General features: G+C 67.1%; 16 protein-coding genes. 7 read left to right on the forward strand and 9 right to left on the reverse strand.

Annotated features, from left to right (window positions below):
- Positions 1-21: 21 nt before the first annotated feature.
- Positions 22-231 carry a DUF2093 domain-containing protein gene (locus RSE14_RS10235; protein ID WP_324073362.1) on the forward strand — a complete coding sequence of 70 codons (210 nt, stop codon included), beginning with the start codon at positions 22-24 and terminating at the stop codon, positions 229-231.
- An 8-nt stretch (positions 232-239) separates the two neighbouring features.
- Positions 240-1,226, forward strand: a complete 987-nt coding sequence (locus RSE14_RS10240; protein ID WP_324073364.1) for an esterase-like activity of phytase family protein — start codon at positions 240-242, stop codon at positions 1,224-1,226.
- Positions 1,227-1,425: 199 nt separating this feature from the next.
- Here the strand turns inward: RSE14_RS10240 and rpmB are convergent, their stop codons facing one another.
- On the reverse strand, positions 1,426-1,713 hold the full coding sequence (gene rpmB, locus RSE14_RS10245; RefSeq protein ID WP_324073366.1) for a 50S ribosomal protein L28: 288 nt from the start codon (positions 1,711-1,713) through the stop codon (positions 1,426-1,428).
- 129 nt (positions 1,714-1,842) lie between these two features.
- Here rpmB and tadA point away from each other — a divergent pair, with 129 nt between their 5' ends.
- Positions 1,843-2,298 carry a tRNA adenosine(34) deaminase TadA gene (gene tadA, locus RSE14_RS10250; RefSeq protein WP_324073368.1) on the forward strand — a complete coding sequence of 152 codons (456 nt, stop codon included), beginning with the start codon at positions 1,843-1,845 and terminating at the stop codon, positions 2,296-2,298.
- 8 nt (positions 2,299-2,306) lie between these two features.
- On the opposite strand, the gene RSE14_RS10255 is transcribed toward tadA, so the two are convergent.
- The 3 genes from RSE14_RS10255 to RSE14_RS10265 form a co-directional block, all read right to left on the reverse strand.
- Positions 2,307-2,681, reverse strand: coding sequence for a SpoIIAA family protein (locus RSE14_RS10255; protein WP_324073369.1), 375 nt, complete (start codon positions 2,679-2,681; stop codon positions 2,307-2,309).
- A gap of 75 nt (positions 2,682-2,756) precedes the next feature.
- On the reverse strand, positions 2,757-3,539 hold the full coding sequence (locus RSE14_RS10260) for an enoyl-CoA hydratase (protein ID WP_324073371.1): 783 nt from the start codon (positions 3,537-3,539) through the stop codon (positions 2,757-2,759).
- Positions 3,540-3,697: 158 nt separating this feature from the next.
- Positions 3,698-4,384, reverse strand: coding sequence for a uracil-DNA glycosylase (locus RSE14_RS10265; protein ID WP_324073374.1), 687 nt, complete (start codon positions 4,382-4,384; stop codon positions 3,698-3,700).
- Positions 4,385-4,464: 80 nt separating this feature from the next.
- Here RSE14_RS10265 and RSE14_RS10270 point away from each other — a divergent pair, with 80 nt between their 5' ends.
- Genes RSE14_RS10270 through RSE14_RS10280 form a run of 3 tightly spaced genes read left to right on the forward strand, consistent with a single transcriptional unit; the run spans position 4,465 to position 6,344 of the window.
- The gene (locus tag RSE14_RS10270; protein WP_324073375.1) at positions 4,465-5,085 is read left to right on the forward strand and encodes a ribonuclease D; all 621 of its coding nucleotides are present in this window, start codon (positions 4,465-4,467) and stop codon (positions 5,083-5,085) included.
- A gap of 15 nt (positions 5,086-5,100) precedes the next feature.
- Positions 5,101-5,769, forward strand: coding sequence for an LPS export ABC transporter periplasmic protein LptC (gene lptC, locus RSE14_RS10275; protein ID WP_324073377.1), 669 nt, complete (start codon positions 5,101-5,103; stop codon positions 5,767-5,769).
- A complete protein-coding gene (locus RSE14_RS10280; RefSeq protein WP_324073379.1) occupies positions 5,769-6,344 on the forward strand; it encodes an LptA/OstA family protein in 576 nt (191 codons plus the stop codon). The genes lptC and RSE14_RS10280 overlap by 1 nt, the downstream gene beginning before the upstream one ends.
- Positions 6,345-6,378: 34 nt before the next feature.
- On the opposite strand, the gene RSE14_RS10285 is transcribed toward RSE14_RS10280, so the two are convergent.
- From RSE14_RS10285 to RSE14_RS10305, 5 genes are all read right to left on the reverse strand, one after another.
- Positions 6,379-7,773, reverse strand: a complete 1,395-nt coding sequence (locus RSE14_RS10285; protein ID WP_324073381.1) for an exopolysaccharide biosynthesis polyprenyl glycosylphosphotransferase — start codon at positions 7,771-7,773, stop codon at positions 6,379-6,381.
- Between the two features lie 131 nt (positions 7,774-7,904).
- Complete coding sequence (gene holA, locus RSE14_RS10290) at positions 7,905-8,969, reverse strand: DNA polymerase III subunit delta (protein ID WP_324073386.1); 1,065 nt, start codon at positions 8,967-8,969, stop codon at positions 7,905-7,907.
- Positions 8,966-9,466 carry an LPS assembly lipoprotein LptE gene (lptE, locus tag RSE14_RS10295; protein WP_324073388.1) on the reverse strand — a complete coding sequence of 167 codons (501 nt, stop codon included), beginning with the start codon at positions 9,464-9,466 and terminating at the stop codon, positions 8,966-8,968. Before lptE ends, holA begins: the two co-directional genes overlap by 4 nt.
- Positions 9,466-11,985, reverse strand: coding sequence for a leucine--tRNA ligase (gene leuS, locus RSE14_RS10300; protein ID WP_324073389.1), 2,520 nt, complete (start codon positions 11,983-11,985; stop codon positions 9,466-9,468). The genes lptE and leuS overlap by 1 nt, the downstream gene beginning before the upstream one ends.
- 26 nt (positions 11,986-12,011) lie before the next feature.
- A complete protein-coding gene (locus tag RSE14_RS10305; RefSeq protein ID WP_324076893.1) occupies positions 12,012-12,404 on the reverse strand; it encodes a DUF3576 domain-containing protein in 393 nt (130 codons plus the stop codon).
- A gap of 431 nt (positions 12,405-12,835) precedes the next feature.
- Between RSE14_RS10305 and RSE14_RS10310 the strand changes: the two genes are divergently transcribed.
- Entirely contained in the window at positions 12,836-13,606 is a 771-nt protein-coding gene (locus tag RSE14_RS10310; RefSeq protein WP_324073391.1) for a hypothetical protein, read from the forward strand.
- The last annotated feature ends 207 nt before the right edge of the window (positions 13,607-13,813 follow it).

A 13,813-nucleotide genomic window follows, 5' to 3' on the forward strand; every position in this document is an offset into this window, starting at 1 on the left:
AGCGGTGCTATCTGGGCCGCCATGCTGATGTCTTCCGCCGACAATCCCGCCCGGCTCTATTACGGCCCCTCCAGCTTCCGGGTGCTGCGCCCGGGCACCCATGTGCTGTGCGCGGTGACGAGCGAAGCGATCCCGCTTGCGGAACTGCGCTACTGGAGCGCGGAGCGGCAGGAGGCCTATGCCTCGTGCGAGATCGCGACGCGGCGCCTGCTGGGCCTCGATCCCGCCTGATTTCCCGCGTGAGCCGCGCCAACCTCTGGCGCATCGCGCTGCTGTTCGCGGTGGCGCTGGGGCTGGCCCCGGGGCTCGTCTGGCGCACCCCCACCGGCCTGCGCGAGGATGTGGCCGTGGTGCGCGTCACCCCGCTGGCCGAGCGGGCGGGCGTGGCGGGCAAGCTCAGCCTTTCGGGCGTATGGGAGCTGTCCTCGCCCCATGGCTGGTTCGGCGGCTTCTCCGCACTGGCGGCGGCGGGGCCTCGGCATCTGATTGCGGGCAGCGATCGCGGCTGGCTGCTCGATCTCGATCTCACCGGCCCCACCCCCCGCGCCGTGCCGGGCAGTTTCCGCTTCGTCGGCGAACGCTTGCAGGGGCGCGAGGAGGTGCTTGATCTCGAATCGCTCGCCCGCGAACCTGCCAGCGGCACGCTGTGGGGCGGGTTCGAGCGCGAGAATGTCGTCTTCCGCTGGGCGGGTGATGGCACGCGCACCATCCGCCCGCCCCCCGAAATCGACCGCTGGAGCGAGAATAGCGGCCCCGAGACAATGGCGCGGCTTGCGGACGGGCGCTTCATCATGATTGCCGAAGGGCCGCTGGATGGCAGCGACACGGTCCACGAGGGCCTGCTGTTCCCGAGCGATCCGGCCGAGCCGGTGGCAGCGCAGCGGTTCCGCTTCCGTGCCCCGGCGAATTACGATCCGGTCGATATGACTGAGGTGCCGGACGGGCGCGTGCTGATCCTGCTGCGGCGGGTGCGTTACACCCTGCCCGCTGCGACTTTCGACACCGCCATCGCAATCGCCGATCCGCGTCTGATCCGGCCGGACGGAGAATGGCAGGGCGAAGTGATCCAGCGCATGACGGGCGGGGTGTTTGCCGACAATTTCGAGGGCATCGCCTTTGTGCCGGACGCGGCCCACCCCTTACGCGGCGCGATCTGGGTGATCGCGGACGACAACTTCTCGGTGTTCCAGAAGAGCGTGCTGCTGCGGTTTGATTGGGAGGGGTGACGCGCTTTGCGCTGTCAGACCCCCCGCCCCGCCTCCCCACCCGGCCACCAATGATACCATCAGGCTATGGTGGCCGGGTGGGGAGGCGGGGCGGGGGGTCTGCGTCGGGCGTCAGCCCGACACGAAAGCATAAACGAAAAAGCGCCCGGAAATCCGGACGCTTGATCGATTCGCCTCTGCCCCGAAGGACCGGCGGGAATTATGCGGCGGCGCGGGCCTTCACCAGCTCGCGCTTCACCTTCAGCGCGTTGGCCGAAAGCTTTTCGTCGTTGGTCTTGAGCAGCCAGTTGTCGAGACCGCCATTGTGCTCCACCGAGCGCAGGCCGTGGGTCGACACGCGGAACTTGAAGCCGCGATCGAGGGTCTCGCTCAGCAGCGTCACGTTCTGCAGGTTGGGCAGAAAGACGCGCTTGGTCTTGTTGTTGGCGTGGCTCACATTGTGGCCGACCTGGCGGCCCTTGCCGGTCAGTTCGCAGATGCGCGACATGGTGTGTCTCTTCTCGTAAAAGATCGGTCCGGGCAGGGGCCCAGACAGGGAAAGTGGCGCGCTTAACGGCGCGATGCCGAATCGTCAAGCAAGTTGCGCGTGCGCCCCGCCCCGGCTAGCCCGGCGCACATGACCCACTGGCCGCTCCCCCTGCCGATGCAACGCGCGCTCGCGGCGGCGCAGGCGGCGGCCGAGGCCGGCGAAGTGCCGATTGGCGCGGTGATCGTCAAGGACGGGGTGGTGATTGCCGAGGCGCATAACAGCCCGCGCACGGATCATGATCCCACCGCCCACGCCGAAATCATGGCGATTCGCCGCGCGGCGCAGGCATTGGGCGATGAACGCCTGACCGACTGCGAGCTGTGGGTGACGCTGGAGCCCTGCGCCATGTGTGCAGGCGCGATTGCCCACGCCCGTATCGCCCGGCTCTATTACGCCGCCAGCGACCCCAAGGGCGGCGCAGTGGAACACGGCGCAAGGGTGTTCGAACAGCCCCAGACCCTCCACCGCCCCGAAGTCTATTCCGGCATCGGCGAGGCCGAGGCGGCGGCGATGCTCAAGGGGTTCTTCCGCGAGCGGCGGTAGGCGGCGGCCTAGCCCTTGCCCAGCACCCAGGCGCGCGCCTTGTCGGCCGCGTCGGCATCATAGACCGCGTAGCTCACACCCGGCAGTAGCGCGCTTTCGATTCTTGAAGCGGCGCGCAGCCAGGCCTCGTCGGAGATCACCGCGATGCGATCGAGCCGGTAGACCCACTTCATCAGCGTCCCCATGTTGGCCAGTTCGAGGGTGATGGCCGAGAGCGGGGGCGTGCCGGCCAGCGACGTGAGGTCGAACAGCGCATGGCTGCGCTCCCCCGTCTCGACCTGCGCCTTGGCGAAGGCGATGAAGGCGGCGATGTCGTCCCGCGAGATCTCGCCATAGACGAGGAACTGGTGGGCGTCGGGAGCAATGCGTTCGATATCGATCATGGCTGGTCCTCCTGCCCCCCGGCGGCACCAGCATACCCCTCCTTCAAGGCAAGCGCCACTGTGGGCGGACGCGGGCTAGCCTTGCGTGCGGCCACGCTCCTGCACGGCGGCGCGGCGGGCTTCGACCTCATCGGGGGCGACGGCGGAATTGGCGGCGCTGGAGCGGGCGGCCTCCAGCGCGAGGCCCTCGCCGAAGCTTTGGGCGTAGCCATCGTCGATCAGCCGCTTGTAGAGGCCGAGGAAGGCCGGATCGATACTCGCCATGTCGCCCGCCAGCTTGCGCGCAAGCGGGAGCAGCTCGTCGGCTGCAACAACGTGGTTCACCAGCCCCCAGCTGTGCGCGGTGGCGGCGTCGAGGAAGTTGCCAGTGAAGGCGAGTTCCTTCGCGCGGCTGATGCCTATCATGCGGGAGAGTTTCTGCGACAGGCCCCAGCCCGGCACGATGCCGACCCGCGCGTGGGTATCGGCAAAGCGGGCATTGGTGCTGGCGATCAGCACATCGCAGGCGAGCGCGACTTCGAACCCGCCCGTGATCGCCACGCCATTGATCGCGCCGATCACGGGCTTGCGGCAAAGCTCGATGGCCTTCACCGGATTGTCGGCCGGATCGGTGGCGTTGGCGCTGCCCAGCGCGCCCTCCTCGCTGCCAAGTTCCTTGAGGTCGAGGCCCGCGGTGAAGGCCCGCTCGCCCGCGCCGGTGAGGATGACGGCGCGCACGCTTGCGTCGGCATCAACCGCGCGCATCACCTCGGCAAGGCGCTTCCTGAGGGCGCGGTTCAATGCGTTCATCGCCTGCGGACGGTTGAGGGTAACGGTGGCGACACCATCCGCGACTTCAAGCAGGATCACGTCTTCCATCACAAACTCCTTTGTTTCGCGCGTTCGCTGGCGCGAACGGCAGACCTCCCATTCCTTTGGCCACCCCGCCTCCCCACCCGGCCACCAATAGTACCACTATGTTATGGTGGCCGGGTGGGGAGGCGGGGTGGGCGGTCTGCGCCACCGGAGGTGGCCAATCATAACGCCCAATCAATTGCGCCTCGCCCGTTGGCCTCAAGGAAGGCATTGGTCTGGCTGAAGGGGCGCGAGCCGAAAAAGCCGTTATGGGCCGAAAGCGGGCTGGGGTGGGCCGAGGTCAGCACCAGATGCGCGGTGTTTCGGGTGAGGGCCGGGATGCGGCTCGCCTTCTTCTTGGCGTGGCTGCCCCACAGGATGAACACCGTCGGCACATCGCGCTCCGCAACGGCGGCGACGGCGGCATCGGTGATCGCATCCCATCCGCGCCCGGCATGGCTGCCCGCCTGGCCTGCCTCGACTGTCAGCGTGTTGTTGAGCAGCAGCACGCCCTGCCGCGCCCAGCGCGACAGATCGCCGCTGGCGGCGCGGGGCAGGCCGAGGTCCGCCTCCAGCTCCTTGTAGATGTTCACGAGGCTCGGCGGCACCCGCACGCCTGCCTGCACCGAAAAGGCAAGGCCATGCGCCTGTCCCGGCCCGTGATAGGGATCCTGCCCGAGGATCACGCAGCGCACCTCATCGAGCGGGGTCAGCGCGAGCGCGGCCAGCCGTGTCCCGCGCGGGGGATAGACCTGCTTGCCCGCAGCCTCCTCGGCCTTGAGCCACCCGCCGAGCTTGCGCGCTTCTGCGCTCGCCAGCGCGGGCTCCAGGACGCTGCGCCAGCTATCGGGAATGGTATCGCCTGCCATGCCGCCATGGCTACCCGCGCTCCCGCCCCCGCGCCACTCTGCCCTTTCCCTCTTTCCCCAATCGGCGTAGGGCGTGGCCCATGGCTGTACATTTTCACGAGGAAGACCTGCCCGCGGGCGTGCTCGCAGGGACTGGCGCGATTGCGGTTGATACCGAGACCATGGGGCTGATCACCGCGCGTGACCGGCTGTGCGTGGTGCAACTCTCCGATGGTTCGGGAAACGAGCATCTGGTGCGCTTCGGCCCGAACAGCACCTATGACGCGCCCAATCTGAAGGCGCTGCTGGCCGACACTTCGCGGATCAAGCTCTATCACTTCGCCCGCTTCGATCTCGCCGCGATCCAGCACTATCTCGGCGTGGTGGCAGCACCGGTGTTCTGCACCAAGATCGCCAGCCGCCTGACCCGCACCTACACCGATCGCCACGGCCTCAAGAACCTCGTCGAGGAATTGCTGGGCGAGAGCCTGTCGAAGCAGCAGCAGTCGAGCGACTGGGGCGGACCGGTGCTGAGCGATGCCCAGCGCGACTATGCCGCGAGCGATGTGCGCTATCTCCACCGCCTGATGGCCGAACTCACCGTGCGGCTGGAGCGCGAGGGGCGCACCGCCATCGCGCAGGCGTGTTTCGACTTCTTGCCCACCCGCGCCGCGCTGGACCTCGCCGGCTGGCCCGAAACCGATATCTTCGCCCACGCATAGGGCGCCGCGCAAAGGATGGTCAGCACCCACCCCGAGATGGAGACCAGCGAGGCCCGCGCCCTGCGCAGCCGGCGCCAGCATTTCGCGGTGCCGGGCGGTTCGCATGACAAGCTGGTCGGCTTTCTCGCACGCGGGTTGCCGATGCTGGTGGGGATTGTCGCCGCACTGATGGTGATCACGCCCCTGAGCCCGCGCGGCGAAGTGAGCTTCCTGCTCGATCGCAACAAGGTAGCGCTGATCGACGAGCGCCTCTCGGTCGAGAACGCCATGTATCGCGGGCGCGACAACCGGGGCCGCCCCTTCTCGCTGCTGGCGGGCGAGGCGGTCCAGCGCTCGAGCATCGAGGGACTGGTGCGGATGCGCGATCTGGTGGCGCAGATGGTGCTGACCGATGGCCCCGCCCGCCTCAGTGCCGGCGGCGGCACCTATGATATCGACGCAGAAACTGTCGCGGTCGACGGCCCGGTGCGCCTCACCGCCAGCGATGGCTACACCATGGTGGCGGACGGCGTTTCGGTTGATCTGAAGGCGCGGCTGATGCGCGGGGACAATGGCGTCTCGGGCGAAGTCCCGGCCGGCACCTTCTCGGCCAATGCGATCCGCGCCGATCTGTCCGCGCGCACGCTGACGCTTGACGGCGCGGCGCGGCTCACCATGATCCCTGGCAAGCTGAGGATGCCGTGATGACAAATCCCACCCCTTCGCGCGGATTGCGCCGCACCGCTCTCGTCTGGGGCCTTGGCGGCTTTGCGCTGACCTGTGCGCTGGCGGGCGGGATGACGCTCAATGCGCAGGGTATCAGCAGCCACGATTCCAGCGCGCCGGTGAACTACGCGGCCGACCGGATCGAGCTGCAGGACCGCGAGAACCGCGTGATCCTGTCGGGCAATGTCGTGATCGAGCAGGCCGGCCTGACGGTGCGCTCGGCCCGCACGCTGGTCAATTTCGAGGATACGGGCTCGCTCAGCATCCAGCGCATCACCGCCACCGGCGGGGTCGAGGTCACGCGCGGCGATGAACGCGCCAGCGGCGACAATGCGATCTATGATTTCGATCGCCGGATCATCACCATGGCCGGCAATGTCCGGCTGCGGCGCGGCAGCGATACGCTCAATGGCGGGCGGCTGGTGATCGACCTTCAAAGCGGGTTGTCGAGCGTTGACGGCAGCGCGGCGGGCGGTGCGCCGGGGGTGTCGGGATCTTCGGGCAAGGGTCGGGTGACCGGCAGCTTCGTCGTCCCCCAGCGCGACAAGAAGTAAGCGCCTAAGCAAGCCCCCCGCGCAGAGCGGCGCGCTAGTAAGCCTTGTGGTGGATCAGCACCATCGCGGTGCGCAGCACGATCTCGATATCGCGCAGCAGCGACCAGTCGTTGATATATTCTAGATCCGACTGGAGCCGGTCGGTCAGGTCTTCCTCGCGCTCGGTCGCGCCGCGATGGCCGCGCACCTGCGCAAGGCCCGTGAGGCCCGGCTTGAGGCAGTGGCGCTGCCAGTACATCCGGTCGACTTCCCAGAAGAACTTGTTGTTCGCCTGACTGCCGATCGCGTGCGGACGCGGGCCGACCACCGACATCTCGCCCTTCAGCACGTTGATGAGCTGCGGCAGCTCGTCGATGCTGGTGCGGCGGATGAAGGCGCCGATGCGGGTCACGCGGTCATCGTCGCGCGCGGTCGAACGCGCACCGTCGTGATCGAGCTTCTCGTGCCGCATCGAGCGGAACTTGAGCATGTCGAAAAACTGGTTGCCGCGCCCGAGGCGCCGCTGGACGAACAGCACCGGGCCGCGGTCCTCCAGCTTGATCGCAATTGCCGTCGCGATCAGGATCGGGGAGAGCGCCAGCAGCGCCGCGCTTGCCAACACCGTATCGAAACTGCGCTTGATGATGCGCGAGCGCAGCCGCAGCGGGCCGGTGGAGACCACCAGCGTGGTGCGATCAAGGTCGTCGTAACGATGCACGCCGATCGCGCCGAGGCTGTGCGCCGGCTCGCTCACGATCTCGCCATAGACGCCCGCCGATTTGAGCAGGAAGGCCCAGTCCTCGCGCCGGTCACGCGGGCAGCTTACCACCACGTGATCCTGATTGCGCAGCAGCTTGCCCAGCCGATCGAGCATGAAGGGATCGTGGCTACCCGGATCAAGCCCGTATTCCGCGGCCGAGACCGACACCGCGTCGGGATAAGGGAAGGTCGATCCGCCATCGGCGATCACCAGCCGGTTGGCGACGCGGCCGCCCCAGCGGCGGGCGATCACGGCTGCCATGATGCGGCGCAGCGCGATAATCATGATCGCGGTCAGCGCCAGCCCGATGGTGACACCGGCGCGCGAGAATTCGTCGTTCGACTTGGTGTAGAAGGCGATGAAGTTGACGAGGCCCGCCGAAACCAGCAGCGCCACCATCGCCTTGCGCACGGCGAACATCCAGTCGGTGAGCGCGGTCAGCCCGTAGGAATTGTTGTAGAGCGCGATCGTGTAGAAGGCGGGCAGCATCACCTGCGCGGCGAGCATCGCCCGCTGCTCGGCCCAGAAGCCTTCCCAGATCAGCCCGGCCAGGGCAAAAGCGAGATTGAACAGAAATCCGTCGAGCAGCAGGATGAGGGCATAGGTCCGCAGGCGCCGCCGCTCGAGCGAAGGCACCATTTTCGTTTCGACGTTTGCGAGTTTGGCCGATTCGAGAAGTCTCGGCATCATGCGGTTCATGTTCAGAGTGTCCCCAGCACCAACCCGGTGCTTACTACCTATGTCACTTTACATAGGGAAGCGGCTTTTGTGCGACTGCGAAATGCGGCCTGTCACATTTAGAGACCCGTTGGGCCCACTTCTTACCGCTTGGCCGCGTAGCGGGCGATTTCCGCGAGTTCCTGGGCCAGCAGCAATTCGGCCGCCTGGCTGTTGGCGAGCAGGGTGCGGTGGAGCTGGGCGAGGCGCGGGATCAGGCGATCGAGCCGGGTTGCGCTGGTGCCGCGCTGGGCGGGCTGGCGCCAGCGCTCATATTGCTGGCGGATGTCGCGCTTCTCCTTGAAGAAGATGCCGAGCCGCATTTCCGTGCCCTTGTCGATGCTGTCGAACTGCCCGCGCGGGCCAAGATGCGCGGTGATGTTGGCAAGCTGCGCTGCGCGCCGTTCCAGCGCCAGCGCGAGGCCGACGGGATTGAGGCCAAGCTCGCGCATCCGCCGGATCTCGCCGCCGACCTTGCCCAGCTCCCCGCCCAGCACCGCGTTGACCAGCGGGGCAAAGCCGTCCTCCTCGGTCGCCGCGCCGATGGCGGCGTGATCGTCGGGGGTGGCGGATTTGGGGGCCTGCGGATCGGCATCGCAATAGAGCGCGAGCTTGGTGACCTCGGACTGGGCGAGGCGCACGTCGAGCCCGGCGGCGCGCGCGATGCGTTCGGCAAGGTCGCCGCCGAGCCTGAGGCCCGCGGCATCGGCCATGCCGCGCACGGCGCTGGCGACGTGGGAGAGATCGGGCGGGTGGAACATCGCCACCAGCGCGTCCTTGCGCTTTTCGAGCAGCTTGGCGGTGCGCGACTTGTCGGTGGCGGAGGTGGCGACGACGATCACTGGGGCCGCAGCGCCCGAGCCGGCCTCGGCGGTCTCGATCAGGATCTGGAGCGCGTCATGCGCCTCGTCGCCGCTGGCGCGCACCCAGATGTGGCGGGTGTCGCCGAACAGCGAGGTGGAGCGCGCCTCGTCGCCGAGCCTGGCGGGATCGGCGCGCAGTTCGGCGCCGGTCAGCTCGACGCGTTCGCCGGGCGAAGAGAGGGCTGCGACAAGGCGATTGGCAGCAGCGGTGGCCCCGGCCTCGTCCGGTCCGCAGAAGAAGAACATCGCCAGCCGTTCGGCCCCTGCCGGAATGCCGCGGGCGAATTCCTTCTGGGTCGCCTTCATTGCGCCGCGGCGGCGCGGGTCCGCAGCGCCAGCGAGACCTGGGTTGCCATCTGTTCGGCGAGCTTCAGCGCAAGGTTCTCGAGCGCCTTCTGCTCCGCCGCGATGGTGGCATATTCGCTGGAGACCACATCGATCCCCGCGTCCGATCCGGCGGTGGCATCGAGAATGACCTTGCCCGTCGCCAGCTCGATCAGCTGGTAGCGCGCGCGCAGAATCCGGCGTTCGCGGCTGATCGTGTCGTCATTGAGCACGCCCAGCGCCTCAAGCGAATCGTCCAGCCGAACGTCAAGCCGATAGACCGGTGTCGTCTTGCCCGCCGCGCCGAGCCGGTCCTGCAGCGCATTGCGCACCAGCCACCCGCTCTGCCCCTGGATCGCCGGAATATCGACCGCCGCCAGCCCCTGCGCCACCGTCGCACTGCTCCCGCCCGCATACATCGGCGAGAGGCCGCAAGCGGAAAGCGCGATGAGCGCTGCAAGGGCGAGAGCGTGGCGCATCAGGTGACGATATTCACCAATCGGTCGGGCACGACAATGATCTTGCGCACCGCCGCGCCATCAAGCGAGCGCTGCAGGTTGGCTGAAGCCAGCGCCAGTGCCTCCAGCGCCTCCTTGGGGGCACCCTTGGGCGCGGTGACGGTGTCGCGCAGCTTGCCCATGTGCTGGATGGCGATGGTGACCTCGTCATCGACCAGCAGGGCGGGATCGACTGCGGGCCACGGCGCATCAGCGATCAGGCCTTCACCCATCGCCTGCCAGGCCTCTTCGGCGAGGTGCGGCATCATGGGCGCAGCGAGGTGCACCAGCGCGCGGATTGCTGCCGAACGGCTGGCCGAAGGCGCGGCCTTCTCCACCGCGCCGGTCAGTTCGTAAATGCGCGCCACGGCCTTGTTGAAGCCCAGCGCTTCGATGTCCGAGGCGACGGCTGCAATGGTCTGGTGGGTCTTGCGATCAAAGCTCTTGTCCTCGCCCTCAGCGCCTGCGTCATAGGCCGCAAACAAGCGCCACAGCCGCTGCACGAAGCGCGCGCAGCCTTCGATCCCGGCGTCCGACCACGGCAGATCGCGCTCGGGCGGGCTGTCGGAAAGCATGAACCAGCGTACTGCGTCTGCGCCGTGGCGGGCGATGATCGCATCCGGGTCGACGACGTTCTTCTTCGACTTCGACATCTTGATGACACGGCCGACTTCCACCGCCCCGCCATCGGCCAGCAGCGTCGCGCCATCCGAGGTGCGGTTCACATCCTCGGGGCCGAAGAATACCGGCACGCCTCGGCTCGCATCGATGCGGCTATAGGTCTCGTGCGTCACCATCCCTTGCGTGAACAGCGCGGCGAACGGCTCGCGCACGTCGATCTTGCCGATATGCGCCAGTGCCCGCGTCCAGAAGCGCGCGTAGAGCAGGTGCAAAATCGCGTGCTCAATCCCGCCGATATAGTGCTGCACCGGCATCCACTTGGCGACCTCCTCCGGGTCGAAGGGACGGTCGGCGGGCTGGCTCGCAAAGCGCAGGAAATACCACGAGGAATCGACGAAGGTGTCGAGCGTATCGGTCTCGCGCCGCGCCGCTTTGCCGCACTTGGGGCAATCGACGTGCTTCCACGTCGGGTGGCGTTCCAGCGGATTGCCGGGAATGTCGAAGCTGACATCCTCGGGCAGGGTGACGGGCAGCTGGTCCTTGGGCACCGGCACCACGCCGCAGCTATCGCAATGGATGAAGGGGATCGGCGTGCCCCAGTAACGCTGGCGGCTCACACCCCAGTCGCGCAGGCGCCACACAGTGCGCCCTTCTCCCCAACCGCCGGCCTCGGCGCGGGAAATCACCGCCTGCTTGGCATCCTCGACGCTCATGCCGTCGAGGAAATCGGAGTTGACGATCACCCCGTCGCCGGCTTCCGCCTCGCCCTTGAAGGACTCGTCCGCGCGGGCCGGATCGCTGGCGACCACGCGCAGGATCGGGAGCGCGTATTTGGTTGCGAATTCGAAGTCGCGCTGGTCATGGCCCGGCACGCCCATCACCGCGCCCGTGCCATATTCCATCAGCACGAAGTTGGCGATGAAGACCGGCAGCGCCGCCCCGGTGAACGGGTGCGTGGCGGTTACGGGCGTGCGATAGCCCAGCTTTTCCGCCGTTTCGAGCGCTGCGGCCGTGGTCGCGCCCTTCTTGCACTGGTCGATAAACGCCGCGACCTCCGGATCACCCGCCAGCCCCTGGGCAATCGGGTGATCGGCGGCAATCGCGCAGAAGCTCGCGCCGAAGATCGTGTCGGGGCGGGTCGAGTAAACCGCCAGCTTGCCGCCGTCAGACAGGTCGAAGCTGAATTCCAGCCCCTGCGACTTCCCGATCCAGTTCTCCTGCATCAGGCGCACCTTCTCGGGCCAGTCTTCAAGGCTCCCCAGCCCTGCCAGCAGATCATCGGCAAAGTCGGTGATCTTGAGGAACCACTGGTTCAGCTTGCGCTTCTCGACCTCGGCGCCCGAGCGCCAGCCCTTGCCGTCGATCACCTGCTCGTTGGCGAGCACGGTCATGTCGACCGGATCCCAGTTGACGGTCGATTCCTTGCGGTAGACCAGCCCCGCCTCGTAGAGGTCTGCGAACAGCGCCTGTTCGTGGCCGTAGTATTCGGGATCGCAGGTGGCGAACTCGCGCGTCCAGTCGAGCGCGAAGCCGATGCGCTGCAACTGCGCTTTCATCTGCGCGATGTTGGCCCGCGTCCAGCCGCCCGGGTGCACGCCCTTTTCCATCGCGGCGTTTTCGGCGGGCATCCCGAAGGCATCCCAGCCCATCGGGTGCAGCACTTCGAACCCGCGCATCTTCTGGTAGCGCGCCAGCACATCGCCCATCGTGTAGTTGCGCACATGGCCCATGTGGATGCGCCCCGAAGGATAGGGGAACATCTCGAGGATGTAGCTCTTGGGCTTGGGGCTGTCGGAATCGGCGGTGAAGGTGCCCGCTTCTTCCCATGCGCGTTGCCAGCGTCCGTCGGCGACAGACGGATCGAAACGGGTTTCAGTCATGAAAGCCTATCCGTGAGAGGCGGTGTTTACGAAGCCAGAGCCTGGCGGCGCAGATCGCGCGCCTTGGTGAGGATGATGTCCTCAAGCTTCTGCACCGTGGCGGCCTGCACCGGCGCTTCCACCCAGTTGCCGCCCTCGGCCACCTGACGGCTCGCCGCAACGCGCAGGGCATCGGCGCGCAGATCCTGATCGAGGATCGTCACGGTCAGCTTGACGCGCTCGTTGGGGTTGGCGGGGTTGGCATACCAGTCGGTCACGATCACGCCGCCATTGCTGTCGGCCTGAAGCAGCGGGGCAAAGGCCACGGTGTCGAGCGCGGCGCGCCAGAGATAGGCGTTGACGCCGATCGTGTTGAGCTGGGCGGCGGCCAGTTCCGTGCGCGGACGCTCCGAACCGCCGCAGGCGGCCAGTGCCGTCATCGCGGCGCCGGTGAGGGCCAGTGTGACAGCCCGCTTCAGGGCCGGGCGGAAGGGAGCGGAGTTGGCGCGTGTCACTGCCGGAAAATCCTCATCGTCTGTCTTGCCCTCGCTCTATAACCCTCATGCCCCGCGCGGCAAGCACGGATGCAAGCCAGCGGGGGACGGCACGGGTGAAGGCGGCCTGCTGCGGGCCTTCGGACAGGCGGGCTTTCCGGTGCCTGAACCGGGTTTTGCGGTTCGGGGTTGTGCGATTCTGTGTGATGGAAGCCACAGGTGGCGGGCGAATCCGCCTACGTATAATCCCGCAGGATTGCATGGGGGACTTCGGCCCCTATCACATGATACTGTTATCCAAACGACTCAGCTGCGGTTAATGTCGTTTGTGGTCTGGCAGCAGCCAGATCGGGTGAAGAAAAGGATTGAAGGCAACCATGGCACGCAAGGCCGACAGCACGGGACGGGGTCAGCGCAAGCTGGCGCTTCTGGCGCTGAACGTGCTCGCGTGCGGTGCGGTGGCGATTGGCTTGCCGAGCGCCGGGATGGCGCTGGTCGGCAAGAGCCTGCCTTCGCCGGCGGCCTCCTTCACCGCGATGGGCCTCGATGTTTTCACCCCCGCTTCGGTTGATCCCGCGCTGGCGGCCCGCGTGGCTGACAAGGCGCGGGCACGCGGCATCCGCTTCACGCCCGCTGGCGCTACGCCGGTGGCGGGAGAGCGCACGGTGACGGTCGCGGTGCGGGTCGATAATGACACGGCGCGCGCGATTTCGGTGCGCAAGGCGATCGACGCGGCAGCCGGTCGCGGCATGGGCATCGGCGGGGCCGAGGCGAGCCGCTTCCAGCTTGGCTCGGCGCGCGGTTACAAGAGCTTTGCCCGTCCGTTCGAGCTTCCGGCAGAGGTGCGGCGCATGGCGCTGCCCGATCTGGCGCAGTTCAAGCCGTCGAACCCGCAGGCCGACGACAAGCCGAGCCGCCTGCAACCGCGGATCGAGCTGGAAGATCGCGAGATCGCCGGCCGTTCGCCCAATACGCTCGATTCGATCGGGCAGCAGACGGTGGGCGTCGGCGGCAGCTACCGGCTTTCGCCCAACCTCAACGTGATGGCCGGCGTGCGCTACTCCAAGGAGCGTGACCGCCTCGATCCGCTGACCAATTCGGTCAAGGACAGCCAGGCCGTCTATGTGGGCACGCAAATCAAGTTCTGATTTGTGCTAAATCCCTGAAATATCGGGATTTCGTCGAAAATCAGGGGTGGTTTAGCCCCGATTTGACCCCCTGATGACCCCGAGTTGACCCCGCAATAGCCCCTCGATGACCTGCGTCTGGCGGGCGTTAAGGGCGGCATAGCTATTCCGACCTTCCCCTGTTTCTGCCCCGCCGCTAGGTTGGCGCAATTGCTGGACGCATCAAGG

Origin of the sequence: Erythrobacter sp. (genome assembly GCF_035194505.1) — a bacterium.
GTDB lineage: Bacteria > Pseudomonadota > Alphaproteobacteria > Sphingomonadales > Sphingomonadaceae > Erythrobacter.

Bases quoted from the DNA above. Each gene is read 5' to 3' on its own strand.
- RSE14_RS10235 (WP_324073362.1), top strand. From the start codon at position 22: ATGCTGATGTCTTCCGCCGACAATCCCGCCCGGCTCTATTACGGCCCC.
- rpmB (WP_324073366.1), bottom strand. From the start codon at position 1,713: ATGTCGCGCATCTGCGAACTGACCGGCAAGGGCCGCCAGGTCGGCCAC.
- tadA (WP_324073368.1), top strand. From the start codon at position 1,843: ATGACCCACTGGCCGCTCCCCCTGCCGATGCAACGCGCGCTCGCGGCG.
- RSE14_RS10255 (WP_324073369.1), bottom strand. From the start codon at position 2,681: ATGATCGATATCGAACGCATTGCTCCCGACGCCCACCAGTTCCTCGTC.
- RSE14_RS10260 (WP_324073371.1), bottom strand. From the start codon at position 3,539: ATGGAAGACGTGATCCTGCTTGAAGTCGCGGATGGTGTCGCCACCGTT.
- RSE14_RS10265 (WP_324073374.1), bottom strand. From the start codon at position 4,384: ATGGCAGGCGATACCATTCCCGATAGCTGGCGCAGCGTCCTGGAGCCC.
- RSE14_RS10270 (WP_324073375.1), top strand. From the start codon at position 4,465: ATGGCTGTACATTTTCACGAGGAAGACCTGCCCGCGGGCGTGCTCGCA.
- lptC (WP_324073377.1), top strand. From the start codon at position 5,101: ATGGTCAGCACCCACCCCGAGATGGAGACCAGCGAGGCCCGCGCCCTG.
- RSE14_RS10280 (WP_324073379.1), top strand. From the start codon at position 5,769: ATGACAAATCCCACCCCTTCGCGCGGATTGCGCCGCACCGCTCTCGTC.
- RSE14_RS10285 (WP_324073381.1), bottom strand. From the start codon at position 7,773: ATGATGCCGAGACTTCTCGAATCGGCCAAACTCGCAAACGTCGAAACG.
- holA (WP_324073386.1), bottom strand. From the start codon at position 8,969: ATGAAGGCGACCCAGAAGGAATTCGCCCGCGGCATTCCGGCAGGGGCC.
- lptE (WP_324073388.1), bottom strand. From the start codon at position 9,466: ATGCGCCACGCTCTCGCCCTTGCAGCGCTCATCGCGCTTTCCGCTTGC.
- leuS (WP_324073389.1), bottom strand. From the start codon at position 11,985: ATGACTGAAACCCGTTTCGATCCGTCTGTCGCCGACGGACGCTGGCAA.
- RSE14_RS10305 (WP_324076893.1), bottom strand. From the start codon at position 12,404: ATGACGGCACTGGCCGCCTGCGGCGGTTCGGAGCGTCCGCGCACGGAA.
- RSE14_RS10310 (WP_324073391.1), top strand. From the start codon at position 12,836: ATGGCACGCAAGGCCGACAGCACGGGACGGGGTCAGCGCAAGCTGGCG.